General features: G+C 62.9%; 21 protein-coding genes and 1 pseudogene. 14 read left to right on the forward strand and 8 right to left on the reverse strand.

Annotated features, from left to right (window positions below):
* Positions 1 to 192 precede the first annotated feature (192 nt).
* From pyrH to lpxB, 11 genes are all read left to right on the forward strand, one after another.
* On the forward strand, positions 193 to 915 hold the full coding sequence (gene pyrH, locus NKI70_RS17870) for a UMP kinase (protein ID WP_023674934.1): 723 nt from the start codon (positions 193 to 195) through the stop codon (positions 913 to 915).
* Positions 916 to 1,006: 91 nt separating this feature from the next.
* A complete protein-coding gene (gene frr / locus NKI70_RS17875) occupies positions 1,007 to 1,561 on the forward strand; it encodes a ribosome recycling factor (protein WP_084640965.1) in 555 nt (184 codons plus the stop codon).
* 32 nt (positions 1,562 to 1,593) lie between these two features.
* Positions 1,594 to 2,316, forward strand: coding sequence for an isoprenyl transferase (locus NKI70_RS17880; RefSeq protein ID WP_352700815.1), 723 nt, complete (start codon positions 1,594 to 1,596; stop codon positions 2,314 to 2,316).
* 3 nt (positions 2,317 to 2,319) lie between these two features.
* A complete protein-coding gene (locus NKI70_RS17885; protein ID WP_352474281.1) occupies positions 2,320 to 3,153 on the forward strand; it encodes a phosphatidate cytidylyltransferase in 834 nt (277 codons plus the stop codon).
* A gap of 104 nt (positions 3,154 to 3,257) precedes the next feature.
* Positions 3,258 to 4,400, forward strand: coding sequence for an RIP metalloprotease RseP (gene rseP / locus NKI70_RS17890; protein ID WP_023674938.1), 1,143 nt, complete (start codon positions 3,258 to 3,260; stop codon positions 4,398 to 4,400).
* Between the two features lie 217 nt (positions 4,401 to 4,617).
* On the forward strand, positions 4,618 to 6,981 hold the full coding sequence (gene bamA / locus NKI70_RS17895; protein ID WP_352625621.1) for an outer membrane protein assembly factor BamA: 2,364 nt from the start codon (positions 4,618 to 4,620) through the stop codon (positions 6,979 to 6,981).
* 179 nt (positions 6,982 to 7,160) lie between these two features.
* Positions 7,161 to 8,219, forward strand: coding sequence for a UDP-3-O-(3-hydroxymyristoyl)glucosamine N-acyltransferase (lpxD, locus tag NKI70_RS17900; protein WP_352448823.1), 1,059 nt, complete (start codon positions 7,161 to 7,163; stop codon positions 8,217 to 8,219).
* Positions 8,212 to 8,676 carry a 3-hydroxyacyl-ACP dehydratase FabZ gene (fabZ, locus tag NKI70_RS17905; protein ID WP_023674942.1) on the forward strand — a complete coding sequence of 155 codons (465 nt, stop codon included), beginning with the start codon at positions 8,212 to 8,214 and terminating at the stop codon, positions 8,674 to 8,676. Before lpxD ends, fabZ begins: the two co-directional genes overlap by 8 nt.
* A gap of 13 nt (positions 8,677 to 8,689) precedes the next feature.
* On the forward strand, positions 8,690 to 9,523 hold the full coding sequence (gene lpxA, locus NKI70_RS17910; protein ID WP_352474276.1) for an acyl-ACP--UDP-N-acetylglucosamine O-acyltransferase: 834 nt from the start codon (positions 8,690 to 8,692) through the stop codon (positions 9,521 to 9,523).
* Between the two features lie 6 nt (positions 9,524 to 9,529).
* On the forward strand, positions 9,530 to 10,432 hold the full coding sequence (locus tag NKI70_RS17915) for an LpxI family protein (RefSeq protein ID WP_352724784.1): 903 nt from the start codon (positions 9,530 to 9,532) through the stop codon (positions 10,430 to 10,432).
* Positions 10,422 to 11,588: a lipid-A-disaccharide synthase gene (gene lpxB / locus NKI70_RS17920; protein ID WP_352724785.1), complete on the forward strand. Its 1,167-nt coding sequence runs from the start codon at positions 10,422 to 10,424 to the stop codon at positions 11,586 to 11,588. Before NKI70_RS17915 ends, lpxB begins: the two co-directional genes overlap by 11 nt.
* Before the next feature lie 104 nt (positions 11,589 to 11,692).
* On the opposite strand, the gene gltA is transcribed toward lpxB, so the two are convergent.
* Together gltA and gltX are read right to left on the reverse strand one after the other, a co-directional pair.
* Positions 11,693 to 13,021, reverse strand: coding sequence for a citrate synthase (gene gltA, locus NKI70_RS17925; protein WP_352568691.1), 1,329 nt, complete (start codon positions 13,019 to 13,021; stop codon positions 11,693 to 11,695).
* 179 nt (positions 13,022 to 13,200) lie between these two features.
* Positions 13,201 to 14,622: a glutamate--tRNA ligase gene (gene gltX, locus NKI70_RS17930; protein WP_352724786.1), complete on the reverse strand. Its 1,422-nt coding sequence runs from the start codon at positions 14,620 to 14,622 to the stop codon at positions 13,201 to 13,203.
* A gap of 96 nt (positions 14,623 to 14,718) precedes the next feature.
* On the opposite strand from gltX, the gene NKI70_RS17935 reads away from it, so the two are divergent.
* Positions 14,719 to 17,184 (forward strand): ComEC/Rec2 family competence protein, encoded by a 2,466-nt coding sequence (locus tag NKI70_RS17935; protein WP_352724787.1) that lies wholly within the window; start codon positions 14,719 to 14,721, stop codon positions 17,182 to 17,184.
* Here the strand turns inward: NKI70_RS17935 and lexA are convergent.
* Positions 17,178 to 17,912 (reverse strand): transcriptional repressor LexA, encoded by a 735-nt coding sequence (lexA, locus tag NKI70_RS17940; RefSeq protein WP_352724788.1) that lies wholly within the window; start codon positions 17,910 to 17,912, stop codon positions 17,178 to 17,180. The two genes, NKI70_RS17935 and lexA, sit on opposite strands and share 7 nt — an antisense overlap.
* Positions 17,913 to 18,354: 442 nt before the next feature.
* On the opposite strand from lexA, the pseudogene kynU reads away from it, so the two are divergent.
* Together kynU and NKI70_RS17950 are read left to right on the forward strand one after the other, a co-directional pair.
* Positions 18,355 to 19,603 (forward strand): annotated as a pseudogene (gene kynU / locus NKI70_RS17945) (kynureninase).
* A gap of 96 nt (positions 19,604 to 19,699) precedes the next feature.
* On the forward strand, positions 19,700 to 20,530 hold the full coding sequence (locus NKI70_RS17950; RefSeq protein ID WP_352507314.1) for a hormone-sensitive lipase: 831 nt from the start codon (positions 19,700 to 19,702) through the stop codon (positions 20,528 to 20,530).
* A 7-nt stretch (positions 20,531 to 20,537) separates the two neighbouring features.
* Here NKI70_RS17950 and NKI70_RS17955 read toward each other — a convergent pair whose 3' ends face one another.
* Genes NKI70_RS17955 through NKI70_RS17975 form a run of 5 tightly spaced genes read right to left on the reverse strand, consistent with a single transcriptional unit; the run spans position 20,538 to position 25,968 of the window.
* Positions 20,538 to 21,743, reverse strand: coding sequence for a molybdopterin molybdotransferase MoeA (locus NKI70_RS17955; protein WP_352724789.1), 1,206 nt, complete (start codon positions 21,741 to 21,743; stop codon positions 20,538 to 20,540).
* Positions 21,743 to 22,249: a cyclic pyranopterin monophosphate synthase MoaC gene (gene moaC / locus NKI70_RS17960; RefSeq protein WP_352448833.1), complete on the reverse strand. Its 507-nt coding sequence runs from the start codon at positions 22,247 to 22,249 to the stop codon at positions 21,743 to 21,745. The genes NKI70_RS17955 and moaC overlap by 1 nt, the downstream gene beginning before the upstream one ends.
* Positions 22,250 to 22,251: 2 nt before the next feature.
* Positions 22,252 to 23,064: an indole-3-glycerol phosphate synthase TrpC gene (trpC, locus tag NKI70_RS17965; RefSeq protein ID WP_352699014.1), complete on the reverse strand. Its 813-nt coding sequence runs from the start codon at positions 23,062 to 23,064 to the stop codon at positions 22,252 to 22,254.
* 4 nt (positions 23,065 to 23,068) lie between these two features.
* Positions 23,069 to 24,079: an anthranilate phosphoribosyltransferase gene (gene trpD, locus NKI70_RS17970; RefSeq protein WP_352621814.1), complete on the reverse strand. Its 1,011-nt coding sequence runs from the start codon at positions 24,077 to 24,079 to the stop codon at positions 23,069 to 23,071.
* Positions 24,076 to 25,968: a SurA N-terminal domain-containing protein gene (locus tag NKI70_RS17975; protein ID WP_352593663.1), complete on the reverse strand. Its 1,893-nt coding sequence runs from the start codon at positions 25,966 to 25,968 to the stop codon at positions 24,076 to 24,078. The genes trpD and NKI70_RS17975 overlap by 4 nt, the downstream gene beginning before the upstream one ends.
* Between the last annotated feature and the right edge of the window lie 2 nt (positions 25,969 to 25,970).

Raw genomic sequence — 25,970 nt, forward strand, 5'->3', positions numbered from 1 at the left:
ACGCCGGAACTTTATGTGCGGTATGTGATCATGGGTGCAATTTTTGCGGGGTTTCGGTGAGGGCTTTCCCGGCCCCCTATCAAAATTTCCGGGCGGGGGCGCGGGGTTACTTGGGGGCGCCCTTCGTGTATCGGAACGCCCAGTGTTTCGGGGCGCACCGAAACGCGTCACACGCACGATGACGAGGACCAGATGACGGTGAAGCCCCTCTACCGACGTGTCTTGCTGAAAGCGTCGGGCGAAGCGTTGATGGGCGAGCAGCATTTCGGCATCGACGTATCGGTGGTCGACCGCATCGCCGCCGACATCGCCGAGGCCCGCGCATTGGGCATCGAAGTCGGTGTCGTCATAGGCGGCGGCAACATCTTCCGTGGCGTCGCGGTTGCGTCAAAAGGCGGAGACCGCGTCACCGGCGACCATATGGGCATGCTTGCCACGGTTATCAATTCGCTGGCGCTGCGCACCTCGCTCAACAAGATCGGCGTCGACGCCGTGGTGCTGTCGGCGATCGCCATGCCCGAGCTTTGCGAAAGTTTTTCGCAGCGTCAGGCGACCGCCTACATGAACCAGGGCAAGGTCGTCATCTTCGCCGGCGGCACCGGCAATCCGTTCTTCACCACCGATTCGGCTGCGGCCCTTCGCGCCGCCGAGATCGGCGCCGATGCTCTGTTCAAGGGCACCCAGGTCGATGGTGTCTATTCGGCTGATCCCAAGAAGGACCCGCATGCGACACGTTTCGAGCGGATCAGCCATGACGAAGTCATCAAACGCGGGCTTTCGATCATGGATACGGCGGCGATTGCACTTGCGCGCGAAAACAACATTCCGATAATCGTCTATTCGATCCACGAGAAGGGTGGCTTCGGCGATATCCTGAGGGGCGGTGGCCGTTGCACGGTTGTCGCAGACGATTGACCGGACCATGAACCCGAAAGGGACCGGTTGCGGATGAGGCTCGAACAGGGCCTAAGCAGTGAACCCGGGTTAACGGGTCGAGGAGACGATGATGAGTGGCGAGTACGACGATCTCAAACGGCGCATGGACGGGGCGATCGCCGCGTTCAAGCATGATCTGGCTTCGCTGCGCACCGGCCGCGCGTCGAGCAACCTGCTCGATGCCGTCCAGGTGCAGGCCTATGGCACCACCATGCCGATCAACCAGGTGGCAACAGTGTCGGTGCCGGAACCGCGCATGATTTCGGTTTCGGTCTGGGACAAGTCGATGGTCAGCGCAGTCGACCGCGCCATCCGTGAAGCCAATCTCGGCTTCAATCCTATCGTCGACGGTACCAATCTCAGGATTCCGCTGCCCGAGCTCAACGAACAGCGCCGCAAGGAGCTGGTCAAGATCTCGCACGGTTATGCCGAGAATGCCCGCGTCGCCGCACGCCACGTTCGCCGGGACGGCATGGACTTTCTGAAAAAGGCGGAAAAGGACGGCGACATCAGTGAGGACGACCATCGCAAACGGGCCGACCAGGTTCAGAAACTGACCGACGAGACAATCAGCACCATCGACCACCTGCTTTCCGACAAGGAAGCGGAAATCATGCAGGTCTAGGGTCTGGCCACGCCTGGCCCGGAAGCGAGAATATGGCAACGCCCGCGCATGTCGCGATCATCATGGACGGAAACGGACGCTGGGCCAAGGCGCGCGGCTTACCGCGGCTGGCCGGTCACCGCGCCGGCGTCGAGGCGCTGCGCAAGACAGTTCGCGCCGCCCCCGGCCTCGGCATCTCCTTCCTGACCGTCTACGCTTTTTCGTCGGAAAACTGGTCACGGCCGAAATCCGAAGTCAGCGACCTCATGGGCCTGCTGAAGCTTTTCATCCGACGTGACCTCGCCGAGCTGCACCAGAGTGGGGTGCGGATCAGGGTCATCGGTGACAGGGCAGGGCTGCAGCCCGACATAAGGGGGCTGCTCGAGGAAGCCGAAACGCTCACTCTCAGCAACGAGGCGCTGACACTGGTCATTGCCTTCAATTACGGCGGGCGCGACGAGATCGTGCGCACCGCGCGCAAGCTCGCAGCGGCGGCGGCGCGCGGTGAGATCGAGAGCGACGCGATCACGGCCGATTCCTTTGCCAGCTCGCTCGATACAGAGGGCATTCCGGACCCGGAACTGGTCATCCGCACCAGCGGCGAGCTTCGGCTGTCCAACTTCCTGTTATGGCAGGCCGCCTATAGCGAACTCGTTTTCCTGCCTTGCTACTGGCCCGACTTCAGTCGCGAGCACCTGTCCGATGCACTGCGCGATTTCGCCGGCCGCGAGCGCCGCTTCGGCGGACTTGCCGCCCAAGATGTCGCCTCAGGCTGAGGAATGAGCAACCTCCAACTCCGGGTCATTTCGGCCGTCGTGCTTGCCATCGTCACGCTTGCCCTGACCTGGCTCGGCGGACTGTCCTTCCGGTTGCTTTGCGCCGCCATGGCGGCGGTGATCTTCTACGAGTGGACGCGGATGAGCCGCCCCGTTGCCCCGGCAGGTGCTGGTGCCACGGCAGGTCTCGGCTTTCTGCCCGAGGCGCTGATCGTGGTCTTTATTGGTGCCCTCGTCGCCGGCCTGCCTGCGTCTTTGCTGCTGCCGCTCGTCGCGGCTCTGGTTGCTGTCACTGCCGTCGCTTCTTCCATGCGCAGGGCAGGACCGTGGGAAGCATCCGGCCTTGCCTATGCGGCCGTGTCCGGCTTGTCGCTGGCCTTCTTGCGTGACGGCGACCATTCAGGGCTGCTGGCCATTCTGTTCCTATTCGCCGTGGTTTGGGCGACCGATATCTTTGCCTATTTCGTCGGCCGCTCCATCGGTGGTCCAAGGCTGGCGCCGTCGATCTCGCCGGGCAAGACGCGGAGCGGGGCGCTCGGTGGGGTGGTCGGCGGCGTAGTGGCCGGGCTGCTTCTGGCCGCCGTAGCCGGAACGGGCAACCTCGTCGTGCTTGGCGTGGTCGCACTGGTGCTTTCGATTGTCGCGCAGGCCGGCGACCTGTTCGAATCATGGGTCAAGCGACGCCACGGCCGTAAAGATTCCGGCACGCTGATACCCGGCCATGGCGGCATCATGGATCGGGTAGATGGGCTTGTCGCGGCGGCTTTCGCCCTATACGTCATCGGCTGGATTTCCGCGACCGCCGACCATCCGGCACAGGGGCTGTTTCCGGTTTGAACGGCATCGTCGGTGGGCCGGCGCGGGGCTGCGTCATGGATTCGCCTGGATTGATGTCACAGTCGCGGCGTGATCTGTGCCGTGGATGAATTTGAGGGCATGAATTGAACGAGATTTTTCACGCGGTTTTCAGCACAGAGGGCTTTGTCCTCGGCACGCTGGTGCCTTTCCTGTTCGTGCTGACCGTGGTCGTTTTTGTCCACGAAATGGGCCATTACCTCGTCGGGCGTTGGTGCGGTATCGGCGCAAAAGCCTTTTCGATCGGTTTCGGCCCAGAGATCATCGGCTTCAACGATAGCCGCGGCACGCGCTGGAAGCTTTGCGCCATACCGCTCGGCGGCTACGTCAAGTTCGTCGGCGACATGAACGCGACGTCGAGCCAGCCCAGCTCGGAGGAGATCGAGGCGCTGAGCGACGAAGAACGCAAGGTTGCCTTCCACACGCAGCCGATCTGGAAGCGGGCGGCGACCGTCGTGGCGGGGCCGCTGTTCAACTTCCTGCTGACGATCGCCGTCTTTGCCGTGCTGTTTTCCGTCCATGGCCGGCCCGTGCTGGAGCCGATGGTGGCTGAGGTCACCGTCGGCAGTCCGGCCGCCGCGGCCGGCATCATGCCCGGCGACCGATTCGTCAGCGTCGACGGCAGCAAGGTCGAGACCTTTGCCGACGTCCAGCGTCTGGTCTCTGGCCGCGCCGGCGACAGCATCACCTTCGTCATGTTACGCGCCGGCAAGGAAATCACCGTCACGGCGACGCCGCGCTTGATGGAACAACAAGACGCACTGGGCAACAAGGTCCAGGTGGCCGTGATCGGCGTCGTCAACAACAAGGAACTCGGCCAGCCACGGCTGATCACCTATAGTCCGGCCGGGGCGGTCGGGGCAGCGGTCCAGGAAACCGGACACGTCATCCAGCGTACCGGCCAGTTCCTGCAACGTTTCGTTGTCGGTCGCGAGGACAAGTGCCAGCTGGGCGGCCCCATCAAGATCGCCAAGATGTCGGGTCAGGCGGCAAAGCTCGGCTTTGAATGGCTCGTGCAGCTTGTTGCATTCCTGTCAGTCGGGATAGGGATTCTCAACCTTTTGCCGATTCCCCCCCTCGACGGAGGGCATCTTCTGTTCTACGGCGTGGAGGCTGTCATCCGGCGGCCGGTGTCCGAACGCATGATGGAAATGGCTTACCGAAGCGGCCTCATATTGGTGCTCGGGTTCATGGGCTTTGTTTTCTGGAACGATCTGTTTGGGTGCTGAAATCATGAAGGAATTTGGCTTCGGCACGAGCAATGTTGAGACGCCGTTTACCATGCGTGGGGATATGCGTGACGCGAAAGCCACGCCTCAGGGTTAAGTAAATACAAATTAACCAGAAGCCTTGCGTGTAGGGAAAATCCGGTTAATACGGTAGGGGAAATTACCGCACGTCCGGTTTTCTCGCCGTGGGGACTTCGAGAAAAGGTACAAAAGCCCGATGAAGGCAGCATCCAAGTTTCTGAGCGCCGCGTCCGCGGTGGCTATGTCCGCCGCTCTGGTTGTACCAGGCGCGCTCGCAGTGCAGTTCGTTGCCACATCGGCCGCCGAGGCGGCTGTCGTCTCCAGAGTCGAAGTCACCGGCAATCAGCGTGTCGACGCGGACACCATCCGCAATTACGTGACGATCAAGCCCGGCAAGGCGTTTTCCAGTTCGGATATCGACGATGCGGTCAAGGCGCTGTTTGGCACCGGGCTGTTTTCGGATGTGCAGATCAACCAGGTCGGATCGACGCTGGTCATCAAGGTGTCCGAATACCAGGTCGTCAACCAGGTGCTGTTCCAGGGCAACAAGAAGCTTAAGGACAACGCGCTTGAGGCCGCGGTGCAATTGAAGCCGCGCGGCACCTTCTCGCAACAGCAGCTCGATGCCGATGTCGAGGCGGTCAAGGCCGCATACCGGCGTATCGGCCGCGACGATGCCGCCGTGACCACCCAGATCATGGATCTCGGCGACAACCGGGTAAACGTGGTCTTCAACATCAACGAAGGCGGCCGCACCCAGATCGCAGCGATCAATTTCGTCGGCAACAGCGCCTATTCGAGCCGCCGGCTGTCGGACATCATCTCCACCAAGCGTTCGTCCTTCCTGTCGTTCGTGCTGCGCGACGACGTTTATGACGAGGACAAGCTGCGCGCCGACCAGGAGCTGCTGCGCCGCTTCTATTATAATCACGGCTATGCCGACTTCCAGGTCGTCTCGGCTGTCGGCGAACTCGACGACACCACCAACAAATACACCGTCACCATCACGGTACAGGAGGGCGAGCGTTATACGTTCGGGGATGTCAGCGTCGAAAGCACGATCCCCGAGGTCGACGCCAAGTCGCTTGAATCGGTGGTCGAGACCCACAAGGGCGATGTCTACAACGCCAAGAACGTCGAGGACACGATCATCGCCTTGACCGAAAAGGTCGCTGGATCCGGCTATGCCTTCGCCCAGGTGACGCCGCGCGGCGACCGCAACTTCGAGAACCACACGATCTCGGTCGTCTATACGGTCGATCAGGGGACCAAGGCCTATATCGAGCGCATCGAGATTCGCGGCAACGATCGGACGCGCGACTACGTCATTCGCCGCGAGTTCGATGTCAGCGAAGGCGATGCTTTCAATCAGGTGCTCATCCAGCGCGCGAAGAGGCGGCTGGAAGCGCTCGATTATTTTGAAAAAGTCGAAATTTCCACCGTTCCGGGTTCTGAGCCGGACCAGGTTGTGCTGGTGGTCGATGTGGTCGAGAAATCGACCGGTGAGTTCACGGTCGGCGCCGGTTATTCGAGCGGCGGTGAAACGTCAGGTCCGTCCGTCGAAGGTTCCGTCAGTGAGCGCAACTTCCTCGGTCGCGGCCAATTCATCAAGGTGGCGGCGGGCGGTGGCAAGAACTCGCGCGACTACAGCTTCTCTTTCACCGAACCCTATTTCCTCGGCCGCCGGATCGCGGCCGGCTTCGACATCTACAAGCAGAGCCGAAACTACGACCATTACGACAGCGACACGACAGGCGCGACCGTCCGCTTCGGTCTGCCGATCACCGACAACATCTCAACGCAGCTGGCTTATAATATTGCGCAAGAGAAGTACGAGTTCGACGAGGGCTGCGTTCCCGTTATCAATGGTGGCACCTGCGACGTCTCCCAGGCGATCGTAAACGGCGTTGAAGAGAGCCCATGGCTCAAGTCCTCGGTCAGCCTCGGCCTGATCTACAATACCATCGACGACATGAAGAACCCGCATGACGGTATTTATGCCAATGTCGGCACCGAAGTGGCCGGCGTCGGCGGCGATGCCAAGTTCATCAAGGTCACGGCGCGCGGCAGCATTTATCAGACGTTGTCCGAACAATTGGACCTGGTGGGCCTCGTTTCGGGCGGCGCTGGCCATGTCCAGGGATATGGCAACGGCGATCTGCGCGTCTTCGACCATTTCCAGAGCAGCGACCGTATGATCCGCGGTTTCGAATATGGCGGCATCGGCCCGGTTGCTTCGGACAACAGCAATGACCATCTCGGCGGCACCACCTACTTCAATGCCTCGGCGGAAGCGCAGTTCCCGCTGCCGGTCATCCCCGAAAGCTTCGGTTTGCGTGGCGCTGTGTTCGCCGATGCGGCAACGCTCTACGGCAGCAAAATCGCAAGTGGCCTTGTCAATTCTTCGACAACCGGCATGGAATGGCGCGCTTCCGTCGGTGTCGGTTTGATGTGGGCATCGCCTTTCGGCCCGATCCGCATCGACTATGCGATCCCGGTCAAGAAGGAAAAGACCGACGACGTGCAGGAATTCAACTTCGGCATATCGACCCGCTTCTGATGTGCGGGCAATGATGCTTCCGGCTCGTTTGGATCCGGATGGCAGTGATCCGACACTACAGCGCAGCGCGTCCTATCGGACGCGCAAAGGACGGTGTAGCACTTTGATTTGCGCATGATCCTTTCCGAGGGTCGATTTCCGATTTTCGAGTCATGCGCTAGCTGGATATTGCTTCTGGAATGACCGATCCGGTGTTCTTCGCGCCCTCACGCCGGTATACGGCCGGCGAAGTCGCGAATCTGACTGGCTCGACGCTTGTTGATTCCGGTCTCTCCGATGTATCGATCGAGGCTCTGGCGCCCGCCAACGAAGGCGGCGAGAACGCCCTTGTCTTCGTCGATGGCAGGCGCAATTTCGCCCTGATGCAGTCACTGCGGGCGGCGGCGGTTCTCTGCCCTGCCGAATTTGCCGGCAAGGCGCCGGCGGGCATCGCGGTGCTGGTGCATCCGCGCCCGCAGCAGGCCTTCGCAATGGTCGGGCGTCTGCTTTTTCCGGCGGCTGCAACGCCTGGACCGATGACCGGCGAAACCGGTATCTCGCCGCACGCCCATATCGATGCGACCGCCCATGTCGAGGCCGGCGCGATCATCGAAGCGGGTGCGATCATCGGACCTCGCGCTGCCATCGGCAGCGGGACCGTCATTGCCCCGCATGCGGTCATCGGTCCGTCTTCGCAGATTGGCCGCGACGGCTATGTCGGTCCAGGTGCCAGCGTGCAATATGCGTTGATTGGCAATCGCGTCATCATCCATGGCGGTGCCAGGATCGGCCAGGATGGCTTCGGTTTCGTGGCCGGCGCCAAGGGTCCGGAGCGGGTTCCGCAGATCGGCCGCGTCATCATCCAGGACGACGTCGAGATCGGGTCGAATACGACCGTCGATCGCGGCGCCATGTCCGACACGATCATCGGCCAGGGCACCAAGATCGACAATCTGGTGCAGATCGCGCACAACGTTCGCATCGGCCGCAATTGCATAATAGCCGGGCTTTCGGGTATTTCCGGTTCCGTGACGGTAGGCGACAACGTCACCATGGGTGGCGGTGTCGGCCTTGCGGATCATTTGACCATCGGGTCCGGGGCCAAGCTTGCGGCAAGAAGCGGGTTTATGAGCAATGTGCCTGCCGGTGAGATTTGGGGAGGATATCCGGCGCAGCCGATGGCGGAAGCCATGCGCGAGATAGCGGCCTTGCGCAGACTTGCACGGACGCGCAAACAGGGTGAGGGGGGAAATGGCTGACATCGCAGCGGCGACGCTCGAAGCGGTTGACATAATGCGGCTGATGAAGCTCCTGCCGCACCGCTATCCGTTCTTGATGATCGACCGTATTGTCGACATAGATGGCGACGAATCCGCCATCGGCATCAAGAACGTCACCATAAACGAGCCGCATTTCCAAGGTCATTTCCCCGACCAGCCGGTCATGCCCGGCGTGCTGATCATCGAGGCGATGGCGCAGACGGCCGGCGCCATCTGCATCCGCAGCCTTGGTACGGAAAAGCCGTCGCTGGTTTATTTCCTGACCATCGACAATGCCAAGTTCCGCAAGCCGGTCGTTCCAGGCGACCAGCTGAAAATTCATGTGAAGAAAATCAAGAAACGCGGCAATCTTCTCAAATTCGCTTGCGAGGCCCTCGTCGATGGCGCCAAGGCGGCGGAAGCCGAGATCTCGGCGATGATGGTCGCAAGCGGCTGACAAACGAATGCTAATGAAAATCCAGACAGTCATCCATCCATCGTCGGTCATCGAGGCAGGCGCCCAAATCGGCGAAGGCGCCCGCATCGGGCCCTTCTGTCACGTCGGCCCCGACGCCGTGATCGGCGACCGCGTCGAACTGGTCAGCCATGTCTCGGTGATTGGCGCGACCACCATCGGTGCATCGACCAAGGTCTATCCGATGGCGATACTGGGCGGGCCGCCGCAGAACACCAAGCACAAGGGCGGCCGTACCACGCTGGTGATCGGCGAGAACTGCACGATCCGCGAAGGTGTCACCATGCATGTCGGCACCGATTCCAGCCGCGGCGAGACGACGATCGGCGACAACGGCAATTTCCTTGCCTATGCCCATATTGCCCATGACTGCGTGGTCGGCAAGAACGCCACCTTCGCCAATCAAGCGACGTTAGGCGGGCATTGCGAAGTCGGTGACAATGTCTACATCGGCGGCCTTACCGCGGTTCATCAGTTTGTCCGCATCGGCGATAACGCCTTTCTCGGCGGTTGCTCGGCGATCGTCGGCGACGTCATTCCTTACGCCATCGCCGTTGGCAACCGTGCCAGCCTTCGCGGCCTCAACATCATTGGTCTGAAGCGCGCCGGCCTGCCGCGTTCGGAGATCCACTTGCTGCGCAAAGCCTACAAGACGATCTTCGATCGCTCCCGGACCGTCGGCGAAAACATCGAATTCGCCAAGGCGGAATTCGCCTCGTCGCCGACTGCCATGAAGATCGTCGACTTCATCGCCGGTCGCGGCAAGCGGCACTACGCCGTGCCGTCGCTCAAGGGTAGCGACGGCGACGATACCGATGATGAAGACTGAGGGCAGATGACGAAGATTGAGGCTGCCGGAAAGGGCCTTGATCTCGCGCCAGATGCCAAGGTCGGCATCATCGCCGGCGGCGGCAGTCTCCCGGTCGAAATTGCCCGAGCGCTCGCCCGGCAAGGCAAATTGCCCTTCGTCGTGATGGCGGCCGGCGAGGTCGATCGCATACCCGATTTCGAGCCCTATGAGCAGGCAACCTTGAGGCTGGAAGACGTCGGTTCGCTGCTGCCGATCCTTAAGCGGCATCACGTTACGCATCTCGTAACCGCGGGTCATATCACGCGCCGCCCCAAGCTGAGCGCCATGCGCCTCAATTTGGGCCTGCTCGCGTGGCTACCCAGCCTCTTCGTCGGTGTAACCCGGGGGGACGATACGGTGCTGAAACTGTTCGTGCGCAGGATCGAGCGCAGCGGCATCAAGGTCGTCGGCGCTCACGAGATCGTGCCGGAGCTGGTCGCCGCCGAAGGCCTGCTGACCAAGGCGGCGCCACGCAAATCCGACTGGCGCGACATCGAGGCGGCGCACGCGGCGGCAAAAGCCATCGGCGCGCTGGATATCGGCCAAGCGGCTGTTGCGGTCGGCGGCCGCGCCATTGCGTTGGAAGGCGTCGAAGGCACCGACGGGCTGCTCGAGCGGACAAGGGAGTTGCGCGGGCACGGCAGGCTGGCCGGCGGGAGCCGAGGTGTTCTGGTCAAATGCGCCAAGCCCGGTCAGGAACTGCGTGCCGATCTGCCCTCCATCGGCCCGCTGACCGTCGAGGCGGCGCATGCCGCCGGACTGGCCGGCATTGCCGTCGAAGCCGGTCGCTCGCTAGTGCTCGAAGGTCCCGCCACCATCGGACGTGCCAATGCGCTCGGCCTGTTCGTAATCGGCCTGCCTGCTGCGGAGCCGGCGCATGGCGAATGAGCGGCCGTTGAAGATAGCCGTCGTCGCCGGCGAGGAGTCCGGCGACCTGCTTGGCGCCGACCTTGTGCAGGCGCTCAAGCGCATGACCGGGCGCGAAGTTCGGCTTGTCGGCATCGGCGGCCGCCATTTGCAGGCGCTCGGCCTGGCGCCATTGTTCGACGGCAGCGAGATCGCACTGATGGGGCTTAGCGCCATCCTGCGCGACCTGCCGCGCCTGATGCGTCGGATCGGCCAGACGGCAAACTCTATTGCCGGTGAAAAGCCCGATTGCCTTATCACCATCGACAGTCCGGATTTCTCGCTGCGCGTCGCCAAGAAGGTGCGTGCCGCCGATCCGACTATCCCGATCGTCCACTATGTCTGCCCGAGCGTGTGGGCTTGGCGGCCGGGCAGGGCGGCGGCGATGAAGCCATATGTCGATCACATTCTTTGCATCCTGCCGTTCGAGGTGAAGGAACTCGCTCGCCTGGGCGGGCCGCCCGGCACCTATGTCGGGCATCGCCTTGCACACGATCCGGGCATAGTCAGTGCCGCCAGGGCGCAGGCGCAGCCGCGTAACCTCTCCGCTGACCGTGTGAAAACGTTGCTTGTATTGCCCGGTTCGCGTCGCGGCGAGGTGCGGCGCCTGGTTGGGCCGTTCGGCGAAACGCTGTCGATCCTGCGGGCGCGCGGGCACCGCTTGCGCCTGCTATTGCCGACGGTGCCGCACGTCGCCGACCTGGTCAGGACCTCGGTCGCGAGCTGGGACGAGAAGCCGGAGATCATCCTTGATGCCGAACGCAAATGGCAGGCCTTCGGCAAGGCGGATGCGGCGCTGATCGCGTCGGGGACGGTATCGCTGGAACTGGCACTGGCGGGTGTGCCGATGATCTCCTGCTACCGGCTCGATCCGGTCATGCGCATGGCGCAGCCGCTGATCAAAGTATGGAGCGCAGCCTTGCCCAATCTCATTGCCGACCGGCCGGTTGTGCCGGAACACTACAATCAATATGTGCGGCCGCATTATCTGGCGCGGCAGCTGGAGGCGCTGTTCTCCGATACCGCCTACCGCACCTGGCAGAAGCATGGTTTTGCCGACATTGCCGGGCGTATGGCAACCGCCAAGCCGTCAGGCGAGATTGCCGCGGGGTTGGTGATGGGGATGGTGAGGAAGTGAGTGAATTGCGAATAGTGAATTGTGAATAGTGGTTTCTATGGACAGGGAGCGACGCTTCGCTACTCCCATTCACCATTCACCATTCACCATTCACCATTCACCATTCACCGCTTCGCGATTGGCACGTAGTCCCGTTCCGGCGCGCCGGTATAGAGCTGGCGCGGGCGACCGATCTTCTGGTGCGGGTCCTCGATCATCTCCTTCCACTGCGCGATCCAGCCGACGGTGCGGGCGACCGCGAACAGCACGGTGAACATGGTGGTGGGAAAGCCCAGCGCCTTCAGCGTGATGCCGGAATAGAAATCGACGTTCGGATAGAGCTTCTTCTCGATGAAATAGGAATCGGTCAGTGCGATCCTTTCCAGCTCCATGGCGATGTCGAGCAGTGGATCGTCCTTGATGCCGAGCTCGCCCAGGACCTCGTGCGCGGTCTTCTGCATGATCTTGGCGCGCGGATCGTAATTCTTGTAAACGCGGTGGCCAAATCCCATCAATCGGAACGGATCGTTCTTATCCTTGGCGCGCGCAATGAATTCCGGGATGTGATCGACATGACCGATCTCGCCCAGCATGTTCAGGGCTGCCTCGTTGGCGCCGCCATGTGCGGGACCCCACAGGCAGGCGATGCCGGCAGCGATACAGGCAAAAGGATTGGCGCCCGACGAGCCGGCCAGGCGGACGGTCGAAGTCGAGGCGTTCTGTTCGTGATCGGCGTGCAGGATGAAGATGCGCTCCATCGCGCGCGCCAGCACCGGATTGATCTTGTATTCCTCGCAAGGCACGGCGAAGCACATATGCAGGAAATTGGCTGCGAAATTCAGCTCGTTCTTCGGGTAAATGAATGGCTGGCCGATGTGGTATTTATAGGCCATCGCCGCGATCGTCGGCATCTTGGCGATCAGCCGCATTGACGCGACCATGCGTTGATAGGGGTCCGAGATATCGGTGGAATCGTGATAGAAGGCCGACAGCGCGCCGACCACGCCGCACATCACCGCCATCGGATGCGCATCACGGCGGAAGCCGGTGAAAAAGCGCGACATCTGCTCATGCACCATGGTGTGGCGCGTCACCCGGTAGTCGAAATCGTCCTTCTGCGCCTTGGTCGGGAGTTCACCATAGAGCAAGAGATAGCAGACTTCGAGGAAGTCGCCGTGCTCGGCCAATTGGTCGATCGGGTAGCCGCGGTGCAAAAGAATGCCGGCATCGCCATCGATGAAGGTGATTTCCGATTCGCAGCTCGCAGTCGACGTAAAACCGGGATCGTAGGTAAAGACGCCGGCGGTGTTGTAGAGCGAACCGATGTCGATAACGTCAGGTCCTACCGAACCACTTCGTATCTTGAATTCATGGATTTTGCCGCCGAGTTCCAGCTTGGCCGTCGATGCCTGGGTTTTGCCGCCAAATTCCATTTTTGTCGCAGGTTCGGTCATAGCAAACTCCTTTTTGTTTCCTCAGGCCGGCAAAGGCAAAATATCTGAACCCAACACGTCAAAAGCATCGGAATACGCACATTTGCGCCCGCAATTGAATCTGCGCGGCAGATTAGGCCAAGACCCAATGTTGCACTGCGAAACACACCTTTCAATGCCAATCTTCTTGGGCCAGTTTGCTAATCGATTTGATCAGCGATCCGCGCCAGGCTTTCCTCGCGGCCAAGCACGGCCAGCACATCGAAGACACCTGGCGAGGTACTTTTGCCGGTGAGCGCGGCGCGCAAAGGTTGGGCCACGGCGCCGAGTTTATGGCCGGCGGCCTGCGCATAGTCGCGGATCGCGGCTTCGGCTGAGGCGGCAGACCACTCCGAAACCGTGGCTAGTGCCGCATGAGCGCCCCGCAGGATCGCGCGCGCCTCACCGCTGAGCAGCGCCGCCGCCTTCTCGTCGACCGGCGCCGGCCGCTCGACGAAAAGGAATGCAGCCCCTTCAGCAAGTTCGACCAGCGTCTTGGCGCGCTCCTTCAGGCCCGGCAAAGCGGCAAGCAGTTGCGCCCTGCGTCTGTCGTCGAGGCGCGCGGCGATTGCTGGGCCGCCTTCAAGATAGGGCAGAGTGGCGATGAAGATGTCGAGCAGCGCCGCGTCGTTCATCCGGCGCATATGCACGCCGTTAAGTGCCTCGAGCTTGGCGAAGTCGAAACGGGCGGCGCCCTTGTTGACGTCGCCAATGTCGAACCATGTAATCATGTCGGCGATCGACATGATCTCATCGTCGCCGTGGCTCCAGCCAAGCCTCGCCAGATAGTTGAGCAGCGCCTCCGGCAGGTAGCCCATGGCCCGATAGGCTTCGACGCCAAGCGCACCGTGCCGCTTCGACAGCTTGGCGCCGTCGGCACCGTGGATCAGCGGGATATGCGACATCGACGGCACCTCCCAGCCCATGGCCTGATAGATTACGGTCTGGCGTGCGGCGTTGGTCAAATGATCGTCGCCGCGGATGATGTGGGTGATGCCCATGTCGTGATCGTCGACGACGACGGCATGCATGTAGGTGGGATTGCCGTCCGAGCGCAGAATAATGAAATCGTCGAGATCCTTGTTGGGAAAGCGCACGTCGCCCTGGACGCGGTCATGCACCACCGTCTCGCCGTCTGTCGGCGCCTTGATGCGGATCGCCCCCTTGGCGCCGGGCGGCGCCTCCGACGGGTCGCGGTCGCGCCAGCGCCCATCATAGCGGGGCGGCAGCCCCTTGGCTCGCGCTGCCTCGCGCATCGCCTCCAGCTCCGCCGGCGTCGCGTAGCAGTAATAGGCCTTGCCCGAGCGCACCAGCTCCTCGGCCACCTCGCGATGGCGCGGCGCGCGCTCGAACTGCGAGACAGGTGCGCCGTCCCAGGTGAGTCCGAGCCAGGAAAGTCCGTCGAGAATGGCTGCCGTCGCCGCATCGGTGGAGCGCTCGCGGTCGGTGTCCTCGATGCGCAGCAGCATCGTGCCGCCTGTGTGCTTGGCATACAGCCAGTTGAACAGCGCCGTGCGCGCGCCGCCAATGTGCAGATAGCCGGTGGGCGAGGGGGCAAAACGGGTGACGACCTTATCGGGCATGGAACTCTCAGGCGGGCGAAGGAAGTGGGTTTGCGGACTTTCGCGCGTTGCGCGTTCATGTAGCATAGGAGGTCGAGGGCGCAAGGGGCAGACCCGATGGCTGTGCGAGGCCGTGGTGCGGGCGAGGGCGAGGACGTTGGCAGCGGCGTCAGCGAACGCTTGCTGTTTGCCGCTCCCCCGCCTGTCCTGCCGGCACCGGCATTGCTACCCGCTCCGCGCTTCGATGCTCCGTCGCTGCCGGCCAGCGACCCAGCAACGGTTCTCGTGCCCGCGGGCGAGCCCATCGTACGCCTGCCCAGGCGTTTCCGCCTCCCGTCACCGTCCCGTATCCGCAACAGCGTAACCACGGCAGCCGGTCTGGAACTCGACCGCGGCATCGCCTTCCTGCTGGTGCCGGTGTTCCTCGCATGCGGGGTGGTCGTATATTTCGGGCTGTCGGTGGAGCCGGCCTTTCCACAGCCGATCGCAATCGCGCTCCTCGCGGCCCTTTGTGCCGTCGTCTCGCGGTCATGGCCCAGGACGCGCCTGTGCTTCATGGTGGCACTGCTCTGCGCGCTTGGCGTACTTGCCGCCAAGTTCGAGACATGGCGTGTCGGAACGCATATGCTCGGTTCCGAAATCTCGACGCGGCTGACGGGTCGCGTCGTATCGTACGAGCCCATGGCGAGCGGCCGCATCAGGCTGACAATCGATGTGATCTCAACCGCCAGGCCGACACTGCGCTACATGCCGGAACGGGTCCGCGTTTCGGCGATGAAGATACCGGCTGAGCTGACCGCCGGTTCCGAGATCACCGGCTATGTGCGGCTGCTGCCGCCGACCGGCCCGGTGCGGCCCGACAGCTATGATTTCTCCTTCGACAGCTATTTCGCCGGTATCGGCGGCAGCGGCTTTTTTCTCGGCAATCCGAAAGTCGTGTCGTCGGGCAGCATGCCGCTTGCCGCGCAGCTTTCTTCCGCGATCGAAGACGCGCGCGAATCCATCGCCGACCATATCCGCAGCCGCATCGGCGGTGCCGAGGGCGAGATTGCTGCTGCGCTGATCGTCGGCGTGCGCGCCGGCATTCCCGAGGAGATCAACGAAGCGATGCGGCGCACCGGCATCTACCACATCATCTCCATCTCGGGGCTGCATATGGCGTTGGTCGCCGGCACCATCATGGCGCTGCTGCGGGGTGCCTTTGCGCTGTTTCCCGATTTCTCATCGCGACGGCCGGTCAAGAAATATGCCGCGGCCGCCGCGCTTTTTTCGATTGCGGCCTACCTCGTCTTTTCGGGCATTGTCGTGGCAGCCGAACGCAGCTTCATCATGCTGGCGGTGATGCTTATCGCCGTGCTGTTCGACCGGGCCGCGCTCACCATGCGCAACCTGGCGATCTCGGCCATCGCGGTCATCCTGGTGTCGCCGCACGAGGTGGTCGGTCCGAGTTTCCAGATGTCCTTCGCCGCGACGGCGGCCCTTGTCGGCGCCTATGCAGGCTGGTCCGATTACCGCGCCGGCAGGGCCACCACGCCGCCGCCGCGGCGGTCGCCGCTACGCTTTGCCACTCGAAAGGTCCTGCTGGGCATGTGCGGTCTGGCCATGACCTCGATCATTGCAGGGAGCGCCACGGCGCTTTTCGCCATATGGCATTTCCAGCGCGTGGCGCCGCTCAGCCTGTTCGCCAATCTGGCCATCATGCCCATCGTCTCACTGGTCGTCATGCCCTTCGCCGTTCTCAGCGCGCTGGCGATGCCGTTCGGTGCGGATGGCCCTTTCCTCTATGTCATGGGCAAGGGGCTGACGGCGATGATCGCCCTGTCCGGGTGGATCTCGGAGCGCTCGCCGATCGATGCGGTCGGGCTGATTTCGCTGAGATCCGTCCTTCTGGTGACGATCGCCCTCGTCATTGCCAGCATGGCGACGACCTGGTTGCGGCTGGCGGCACTTCCTTTTGCGCTCGCCGGCTTGCTGACGACAACGCAGACACGCATACCCGACGTATTGGTCTCGGAGGACGCACGGCTGGTCGCGCTGCCGATCGGCAGCGGTGAACTCGCGGTCAACCGGGCACGCCCGAATGAGTTCACCATCGACAACTGGAAACGCGCGCTCACATCAGAGGCTATCGTCGCGCCGGAAACACCTGGAAAGAACGACCCGCAATTCGACATTGCCGATCCGGCCGACCTACCGCCGGGCATGCCGTTCATTTGCACGGACGGCCTCTGCCTTGCCAGGCATCCATCCGGCGCGATCATCGCGCAAGCCAAGGACCGCGATATTGCGCGGCCAGCCTGCGCCTTTGCCAGCTTGATCGTCATCGACGACGCCACCGCCCATAACCCCTGCTACTACGACCGGCTGGTCCTCGTCGTCACCAAACGGCAACTGGCGCGCGCGGGAAGTGCCGCCGTCTATTTCGATCCACAAGCGGCAACGCGCGCCGAGATCCGCTTTGCCGTCGAAAAATCATACCGGCCCTGGCACGTGCAGCGGAAATTTTCACGCGCGGCACGGGGCCTGCCGCCATACCGCAGGGCCGACAACCCCAAAGCCGGCGCCAAGGGCGGAGCTCAGTAGCGGCGGATCAGTCCGACGAGCTTGCCCTGCACCTTGACCCTGTCTGGTCCGAAGATGCGCGTCTCGTAGGCCGGATTGGCGGCTTCCAGGGCGATCGAGGCGCCCTTGCGGCGGAACCGCTTCAGCGTCGCTTCCTCCTCGTCGACCAGTGCCACCACGATCTCACCGGGGCTCGCCGTATCGGCATTGCGGATGATCACCGTGTCGCCGTCGAAAATGCCGGCCTCGATCATCGAATCGCCTTTGACCTCGAGCGCATAGTGCTCGCCGCCCATGATCATATCCGGCGGAACCGAAATCGAATGCGTCTGGTGCTGGATGGCATCGATCGGCACACCAGCGGCGATGCGGCCCATCACCGGGATCGAAACGGCGGCGACGACATCGTCGTCATTTCCGGCTGCGGGCACGCGCGACGATGACGGCTTGCCTTGCCGAGAACCGCCTTGCCCAAGACTGCCCTGGATGACACTCGGCGAGAACTTGCGTGCCGCATTGAGGCCGGGGGCGATCGAGTCAGGCAGGCGCAGCACCTCCAGCGCACGGGCCCGATTGGGCAAACGGCGAATGAAGCCGCGCTCCTCCAGCGCCGTAATCAGCCGGTGGATTCCGGATTTGGAAGCCAGGTCGAGCGCTTCCTTCATCTCGTCGAATGAAGGCGGGATACCGCTTTCCTTCAACCTTTCGTGGATGAACATAAGCAGTTCGTGTTGTTTGCGTGTCAGCATAGCGACCCCCAACAGAATCAGAAAAACAAACCCAGAACAAACACTATCTGTTCCAGTTGTGTTCCGCAACTGTTTAAAGTTTAATGAATGCGTTAAGGCTCGGGAAACAAACGACGTCCCCTACCGGCGTACCGCATTTTCACCGCCGCGAGCCTCATCGCCTTGATTCTGCTTTCGTTTGCGCCCTTCTGGCCTCCTAGAAGGCGGCACTGGCATCGGCCGTCGGTCGGCAAAGGGCACGGAAGTGAACCCCTATCGACTGTGCGGTTTGGTCAATGCACCGTGAACGAAACGAACTCAAAACGCCAACCTCGCGGTTAAGTTTCCACCGCCTGGTCAGGCTGCTTCTCGCCGGTGGAGCCTTGCTGCGCATAACCAGGTAATGGAAGAACAGTCGATGCGTGTCCTGCGTTGCGTTGGATCTTGGGGGAGCAGACAAATCATGACAGGAATTCCCGATCTCGTGGCCATAAAAGCGATGGATGCCGCGGATCCGCTGCGCGCGATGCGCGACCGCTTTGTGTTGCCGCAAGGAGTGATCTATCTTGACGGCAATTCGCTAGGAGCTGCTTCACGTGCCGCTTTCGATGAACTGCACAAGGCCGCGACCCGAAGAATGGTCGCATGATCTCATCCGCGCATGGAACACGGCCGGCTGGTTCAACATGCCGCTTGAACTTGGCGACCAGCTCGGGCGCCTGATCGGTGCCGCGGCCGGCCAGACGGTGGTCTGCGACACGACATCAGTCAACATCTACAAGCTGCTGCACGCCGCCATGGCCATGCGACCGGAGCGGCAGGTCATCGTCGCCGAGGGCGATAGTTTTCCGACGGACCTCTACATGGCCGAGGGTGTGGTTTCGACGCGAAAAGATACGCTGCTGCGCCTCTCGGGGGTCGACGCGCCGACCATCGAAGAGCTGATCGACGAACGCACCGCCGTGGTGCTGGTCAACCACGTCAACTACAAGTCGGGCGAACTGCGCGACATGCCGACGCTGACGCGCAGGGCTCAGGAAGCCGGGGCGATGATCGTCTGGGATCTCTGCCACACCGCCGGCGCGATGCCAGTCGAGCTCGACAAGGCAAACGCCGATTTTGCCGTTGGCTGCACCTACAAATATCTGAATGGCGGCCCGGGCGCGCCTGCCTTCATCTATGCGGCTGAGCGGCATCTTTCCGACATCCAGCAGCCGCTCACCGGCTGGTGGGGCCATGCACGGCCCTTCGCCTTCGAGCCAGGCTATGCGGCCGGCACCGGCATCCGCCGGTTTCTGTGCGGCACCCAGCCGGTCCTGTCGATGCGCACGCTGAAGGGCGCGCTCGACATCTGGAACGATGTCGACATGACGGCGGTGCGCAAGAAGAGCATCGCGCTGGCGGATCTGTTCATCGAGCTTGTCGAGGCAAAGTGCGGCACTTACGGGCTCACGCTCGAAAGCACGCGCGATGGGGAAAAACGCGGCAGCCAGATTTCATTCATGCATGAGCATGGCTACCAGGTCATGCGCGCGCTGATCGAACGTGGCGTGATCGGCGATTTTCGCGCGCCATCGACCATGCGCTTCGGCTTCACCCCGCTCTATGTCGGCTATGCCGATGTCTGGCAGGCCGTCAAAGTGCTTGAGGATATCCTGCGCACCGGTGCGTGGAAGGATGCGCGCTTCGCCATCAAAGCAGCTGTCACTTGAGATTGATGCGAGAGCTGGAATCGTGAGGCTGGCGACGACGTGCCGCGCGATGCTCACGGCTACGTTGCAAGGCCATATTGCCAGGGAGGGCGCAGGGTGTTCGAACGTCACATTGCCGATTGGGACAACGCCTATGCCAACGGCGCCAACATAGCCGGCAGCGATCGCTGGCCGGCGGCCTGGATCGAGCCCGCGCGGGTTTTCCGCGACGTGCTTTCGACCGAGGGCAGGGCGCGGCTCGACATGGCCTATGGCGACAACCCACGCAACCGGCTCGATCTTTTCCTGCCGGCCATCAAGCCCAAGGGACTCGTGGTGTTCGTTCATGGCGGCTACTGGATGGAATTCGACAAGAATTTCTGGTCGCATCTTGCCGCTGGCCCTGTTGATCGCGGCTATGCGGTGGCGATGCCGTCCTACACGCTCTGTCCGCAGATACGCATTGGCGGCATCGTCAAGGAAGTCGGCGCGGCGATCGGCAAGGCGGCGGCGATGGTCCCAGGGCCGCTGATGCTGACCGGGCACTCGGCCGGCGGCCATCTTGTTAGCCGGATGGTTACGGCGACGACGCCGCTGGCGCCCGAAGTCGTCCGGCGCGTTCGTCACGTGGTGTCGATCTCGGGGGTGCATGATTTGCGCCCGATCATGCGCACCGGCATGAACAAGACGATCGCGATCGATGAGGCCGAGGCGCAGGCCGAAAGCCCGGTGCTGCTGCGCCCGATGGACAAGGCCCGCCTGACCTGCTGGGCCGGCGGCGGCGAGCGCGCCGAATTCCTGCGTCAGAGCGCGTTGCTGGCCAACATCTGGATCGGCCTGGGTACCGCGACCAGCTCGGTCGTCGAGCCTGACCGGCATCATTTCAACATCATCGACGGTTTGGCCGATCCAGACCATCCGCTGACCCGGACCTTGATCTCGGAGTGAGGCAGGTTCAGCGTAGCATCAGCACGTCGCAGGGGGAGCCCGCCGCTGCGGCAGGCGCGAACGGCGCGCGAACGATCAGCCCGTTGGCATCGGCCAGCATTTTCAGCATCGAGGAGTCCTGGATGCCGAACGGCGTCGCCACGAGCGTACCGGCGTCATCTATGACAACAGCCCGCACATAATCTTGCCTGAGATCGTTGGCCGGCATGGCGGCACCGAGCCGTGCCCGACGTATATCCTGCTGAAAGGCGCGGCCGCCGAGCCGCGCCAGCAGCGGCTTCAGGAAGAGCTGAGTGCAGACCAGGCTTGCCACCGGATTGCCGGGCAGGCCGATGCAGCGAATGTCTCCCAGCCGCCCGAACATCAGTGGCTTGCCCGGCCGCATGGCGATCTTCCAGAAATCGAGCGTCATGCCTTGCCCGGTCAGCACGTCATGCACGAAGTCGTGGTCACCGACCGAGGCACCGCCCAGCGTGACGATGACGTTCGCGCCAGCCTTCACGGCCTTTTCAACCAGCGCAGCGATCGCCTCCCTGCGGTCCGGCGCGATGCCAAGGTCGAGCGCGCGCGCACCGACCGACTGTGCGGCAGCGGCGACACCATAGGCGTTGGAGGAGATGATCTGGTCGGGGCCAAGATCGCTGCCCGGCGGCAGCAATTCGTCGCCGGTGGCGATGATGGCGACCAGCGGCCGTTTGACCACGCGCACCTCGGGGTGATTGGCCGATGCCGCCAGCGACAAGGCCGCCGGGTCGAGCAGGCGGCCTTTGGGCAGCAGGACATCGCTCTTGGCGAAATCGAGCCCGAGGCGGCGGATGTTGCGCCCCTGCACCGTCGGTTCCGTCACTTCGACGCTGCCGCCACCGAGATCGCGGACGTTCTCCTGGATGACGATAGTGTCGGCGCCTTCGGGAAGCGGCGCGCCGGTAAAGATGCGCACGGCCTGCCGCTGCTGCACCGTTCCGGCAAAGCCGCGTCCGGCCGGCGCCATGCCGACCACCGAAAGCTTTGCCGGTACGGACGCGATATCGGCCGCCCGCACGGCATAGCCGTCCATGGCGGAGGCGTTGAACGGCGGCTGGGTGCGGAGCGCCACAACCGGCTCCGCCAGCACGCGGTCGGCGGCATCCAGCAGTGCGACGCGTTCGCCCGGCAGCGCTGCTGCGCCGTCCAGCAGGCGCTCGAGCGCCTCGGCAACTGGGACCAGCGCCATTATCGGCCTGCCTCGGTGGCCCCGTCTCCGGTGATCTTGTAGTCGCCGGATTTGCCGCCGGTCTTTTCAACCAGCCTGATGCCGGAGATGACCATGGCGCGGTCGACCGCCTTGGCCATGTCGTAGATGGTCAGGCAAGCGACCGAGACGGCACTCAGAGCCTCCATCTCAACGCCGGTCTTGCCGGTGACGCGGGTCAATGCTGTCACCTTCAGGCCGGGCAGCGCGGCGTCCGCCTCGATATCGACAGATATCCTGGTCAGCAGCAGCGGATGGCAAAGCGGGATCAGTTCATGCGTCTTCTTGGCCGCCATGATGCCGGCAATGCGCGCGGTGCCCAGCACGTCGCCCTTCTTGGCGTCGCCGGCGAGGATCATGTCCAGCGTCTCGGGCCGCATCGCGACAAAACCTTCTGCGACTGCCGTGCGCACCGTCTCAGCCTTGTCGCCGACATCGACCATGTTGGCTTCGCCCTGCGCGCCAAGATGGGTGAGGGCGGCCGCCATCCTCAAACGACCTCTGCCGGCGCCTTGCCCGTCAACAGCAGGCGCGTTGCCGCGGCCACGTCCTGCTGGCGCATCAGGCTCTCGCCGACCAGGAAAGTCGCAATGCCGCTCTGCTCCAGCCGGCGGCAATCGTCGTGCGAAAAGATACCGCTCTCGCTGACCAGATGGCGGTCGGCCGGCACCATCGCTACCAGCCGCTCCGAGGTCTGTAGGCTGGTTTCGAAGGTCCGGAGATTGCGGTTGTTGATTCCGATCAGCCGCGACGACAGCCGCAGCGCGCGTTCCATTTCAGCCTCGTCATGCACTTCGACCAGCGCGTCCATGCCGAGCCCGAACGCTGTCGCTTCGAGTTCTCTTGCCAACGCGTCGTCGACGCTGGCCATGATGATCAGGATGGCATCGGCGCCCCATGCCCTGGCCTCGTAGACCTGATAGGGGTCGAACAGGAAATCCTTGCGCAATGCAGGCAGCTCGATGGCAGCGCGCGCAGTGGTGAGGAATTCGGGCGCGCCTTGGAAGGAGGGTGCGTCGGTCAGCACCGAAAGGCAGGCGGCACCGCCCTTCGCATAGGCCCTGGCCAGCGTCGGTGGATCGAAATCGGCGCGGATCAGGCCTTTGGATGGGCTAGCCTTCTTGATTTCGGCAATCAGCGCGAACCTGCCGGATTTGCGCTTTGCTTCAAGGGCGGAAAGAAAGCCGCGCGGCGCGTCGGCATCCGTCGCCCGTGCCTTGATCTCGGCGAGCGGCACGCGCGCCTTGGCCGCCGTGATCTCGTCGCGCTTGTAAGCCTCGATCTTGCGCAGGATGTCGGACATGGTTTTAACCGTTCGAAATTTCGATCAGCCTGTCGAGCACTTTCAGCGAGCGGCCGCTGTCGATGGCCTGCGCCGCCGTTACCATGCCGTCGGCAAGCGTCGTCGCTTTGCCGGCCACCACCAGCCCGGCGCCGGCATTCATCAGCACCGTATCGCGAAAGGCGCCGGCGGCGCCGCCCAGCATGTCGCGCAGTGCCTGGGCGTTGTGGGCGGCGTCGCCGCCGCGCAACTCGTCCTTGGTGTGCCGCTTCAGTCCGACGGCTTCCGGGGTCAGCGTAAAGCTGCGGATCTCGCCGCCGGCCAGTTCGGCGACAAGCGTCTCGCCGGTGGTGGTGATCTCGTCATAGCCGTCGCCATGGACGATCCAGGCATGGTCGGCACCAAGTTCCTTCAACGTTTCTGCCACGGGCATGATCCATTCGGGCAAGAACACGCCGACCATCTGCCGTCTGACACTCGCCGGATTGGAAAGCGGGCCCAGCAGGTTGAAGATGGTGCGGGTTCCGAGCTCGACCCGGGTCGGGCCGACATGCTTCATCGCCGGGTGATGCGCCGGCGCGAACATGAAGCCGACGCCGGCCTCGTGGATGCAGCGGCCGATCGTCTCCGGAGGGATGTCGATCTTGACGCCCAATGCGATCAGCACATCGGCGGCGCCGGTCAGCGAGGACAGTCCGCGATTGCCGTGCTTGGCGACGGGCACGCCGCTGCCGGCGATGACGAAAGCGGATGCGGTCGAAATGTTGACGCTGTGCGAATTGTCGCCGCCGGTGCCGACAATGTCGATGGCGCCCTCGGGGGCTTCGACACGTAGCATCTTGGCGCGCATGGTGGCGACGGCGCCGGCGATCTCGCTGACGGTCTCACCGCGCACGCGCAAAGCCATCAAGAAGCCGCCGATCTGGCCGGGGGTAGCATCGCCCGACATGATAATGTCGAAGGCCTCGCGCGCCTCCTCGAAAGAAAGAGCGCTGCCGGCGGCGACCTTGGCGATGTGGATCTTCAGCGCGCTCATCTGGCCAGGGCTTGGGTTACGGCCGTCTGATCGATGCGGACGTCATATTGCGTCTGCAACTGCGCCACCAACTGGTCGAGCAGGTCGTCGGACATGCCGGAGGTGAAGGACTTCTGTGCGTCCTCGGGTACTGAGCTGGCATCGGCCCCGGCAGGCTCGAACACCTCGGCAACCTTGAACAGGATCTGTCCGTCGCCCGTAGGTGAGGGGATCAGCCCGGTGCCGCCTTCGCCGACGCCGAACATCGCGGCGGCCCCTTCCTTGCCGAAATCGACGTCGTCAGCATCGCGCTTGACGCCGCGCTTGGTCTGCTTTTCGAGCTTGAGCTCACCGGTGATCACCTCGAGCGTGGCGCCGGCCTTGAGACGCTTCTCGAGCTCTTGTGCTTTTGCGGTGAGCCGTTTGGTGGTCTCCGCCGCGGTCCAGTCGGCCACGACCTTCTGGCGGACTTCGTCCAATGTGCGGTCGCGGGCAGGCGTGATCGCGCTCACGTCGTAGAAGACGAAGCCGTTATCGGCGGTGGTGAGGCCTTCATTGTCGGTTCCGGGTTCGGATTCGAACACCGCCTTGATGAGTGCCGGCGATTCCGGCAGGTCTTTGACGATGCTTCCATCCGGCCGTTGGCCGGTGCGGTCGATGGCATCGATGGTGACGACCTTCAGCTTCAATTTGGCGGCTGCCTCGGCGAGCGAACTGCCCGAGGCGCGCGTATCCTCGTAATTGTCGTGCACGTCCAGCAAGATGCGGCTTGCCTCGCCCAGTGCCAGGTCCTTGCGGATCTGCTCGGACACTTCGGCCAGCGGCTTCACCACTTCGGGCTTGATCTCGGTGACGCGCAGCAGAACGGGACCAAAGGCGCCCTGTACGACCGGGCTGACCTCATTGACGTTTAGTTTGAAGGCAGCATCGGCGACCGCCTTGTCGGCGATCTTGTCCTTGGCCAGCGTGCCGAGCAGCGTGTCGGCCGGCGTCTTGCCTTCGGCAGCGACGATCTTGTCGAAGGTCGCGCCGGTCCTGAGCGAATCGAGCGCCGCCTTTGCGGCATCAGGTGTCTTGAACACAAGCTGCTCGATGGTGCGCATCTCCGGCGTGGTGTAGCGCGCCTTGTTCTTATTGTAGTCGTCGCTGACCTGTTGGTCGGTCACCGCGCTCAAATCCATGATGTCTTCCGGTTCGAGCCTGACATAGGAGAACTTGCGGTATTCGGGCGCGGCGTAGGTTTTCTTGTTTTCCTCGAAATAGGCCGAAAGCGCGCTGTCGGACGGCGCTTCTATCGGTTCGACCAGCGATTTCGGCAAGGTCAGGTAGTCGATGGTGCGATCTTCGCCGCGATAGAGCGCGACCGCCTTGAAGAATGTATCCGGGGCCTTGAGGCCGTCCGAAACCGCCTCGACGATCTGCTGGCGGACCGCGACCTGGGCGCGGTTCTTCAAATAGTCTTCCGGCCGCATGCCGATCTGCCGAAGCAGGTACTCGAAGGTTCTCCTGTCGAAGCTTCCGGCAGGCCCTTTGAACGCCGGGTCTTCACGCGTCAGTTCGGCGAGCCGGTCCTTTGACAGGCCGAGTCCGAGCTTGCGGGCCTGCTCGTCGAGGACGGCGCCCGACACGAGTTGCGCCAGCACCTGGTTGTCGATGCCGAGCGCCGTCGCTTGCTCACGGCTGATGCGCTGGCCGAATTGCTGCGACATCACGCTGAGCTGGCGATCGTAGGCGAGGCGGTATTCGTTGATCGAGACCTTGGTGCCTCCGGCCGTGATCACGGCATCATGGCCGGCAAGACCGCCCATCAGGCGGCCCGAGATGCCCCAGACGGCGAAGCTCAACACCAACAATGACAGCAGCAGTTTAGCGACCCAGGTCCCCGCCGCGCTTCTCAACATACCAAGCATGT

Source organism: Mesorhizobium sp. M0500, assembly GCF_040321165.1.
In the GTDB taxonomy this organism is placed as follows: domain Bacteria; phylum Pseudomonadota; class Alphaproteobacteria; order Rhizobiales; family Rhizobiaceae; genus Mesorhizobium.

What these genes read in the sequence shown, in the direction of transcription:
- lpxD (WP_352448823.1), top strand. Translation starts at nt 7,161, where the DNA reads ATGACCGATCCGGTGTTCTTCGCGCCCTCACGCCGGTATACGGCCGGC.
- frr (WP_084640965.1), top strand. Translation starts at nt 1,007, where the DNA reads ATGAGTGGCGAGTACGACGATCTCAAACGGCGCATGGACGGGGCGATC.
- NKI70_RS17885 (WP_352474281.1), top strand. Translation starts at nt 2,320, where the DNA reads ATGAGCAACCTCCAACTCCGGGTCATTTCGGCCGTCGTGCTTGCCATC.
- bamA (WP_352625621.1), top strand. Translation starts at nt 4,618, where the DNA reads ATGAAGGCAGCATCCAAGTTTCTGAGCGCCGCGTCCGCGGTGGCTATG.
- moaC (WP_352448833.1), bottom strand. Translation starts at nt 22,249, where the DNA reads ATGGCGGCCGCCCTCACCCATCTTGGCGCGCAGGGCGAAGCCAACATG.
- NKI70_RS17880 (WP_352700815.1), top strand. Translation starts at nt 1,594, where the DNA reads ATGGCAACGCCCGCGCATGTCGCGATCATCATGGACGGAAACGGACGC.
- lpxB (WP_352724785.1), top strand. Translation starts at nt 10,422, where the DNA reads ATGGCGAATGAGCGGCCGTTGAAGATAGCCGTCGTCGCCGGCGAGGAG.
- NKI70_RS17955 (WP_352724789.1), bottom strand. Translation starts at nt 21,743, where the DNA reads ATGGCGCTGGTCCCAGTTGCCGAGGCGCTCGAGCGCCTGCTGGACGGC.
- fabZ (WP_023674942.1), top strand. Translation starts at nt 8,212, where the DNA reads ATGGCTGACATCGCAGCGGCGACGCTCGAAGCGGTTGACATAATGCGG.
- NKI70_RS17935 (WP_352724787.1), top strand. Translation starts at nt 14,719, where the DNA reads ATGGCTGTGCGAGGCCGTGGTGCGGGCGAGGGCGAGGACGTTGGCAGC.
- lexA (WP_352724788.1), bottom strand. Translation starts at nt 17,912, where the DNA reads ATGCTGACACGCAAACAACACGAACTGCTTATGTTCATCCACGAAAGG.
- lpxA (WP_352474276.1), top strand. Translation starts at nt 8,690, where the DNA reads ATGAAAATCCAGACAGTCATCCATCCATCGTCGGTCATCGAGGCAGGC.
- trpC (WP_352699014.1), bottom strand. Translation starts at nt 23,064, where the DNA reads ATGTCCGACATCCTGCGCAAGATCGAGGCTTACAAGCGCGACGAGATC.
- gltA (WP_352568691.1), bottom strand. Translation starts at nt 13,021, where the DNA reads ATGACCGAACCTGCGACAAAAATGGAATTTGGCGGCAAAACCCAGGCA.
- NKI70_RS17975 (WP_352593663.1), bottom strand. Translation starts at nt 25,968, where the DNA reads ATGCTTGGTATGTTGAGAAGCGCGGCGGGGACCTGGGTCGCTAAACTG.
- pyrH (WP_023674934.1), top strand. Translation starts at nt 193, where the DNA reads ATGACGGTGAAGCCCCTCTACCGACGTGTCTTGCTGAAAGCGTCGGGC.
- NKI70_RS17915 (WP_352724784.1), top strand. Translation starts at nt 9,530, where the DNA reads ATGACGAAGATTGAGGCTGCCGGAAAGGGCCTTGATCTCGCGCCAGAT.
- trpD (WP_352621814.1), bottom strand. Translation starts at nt 24,079, where the DNA reads ATGAGCGCGCTGAAGATCCACATCGCCAAGGTCGCCGCCGGCAGCGCT.
- gltX (WP_352724786.1), bottom strand. Translation starts at nt 14,622, where the DNA reads ATGCCCGATAAGGTCGTCACCCGTTTTGCCCCCTCGCCCACCGGCTAT.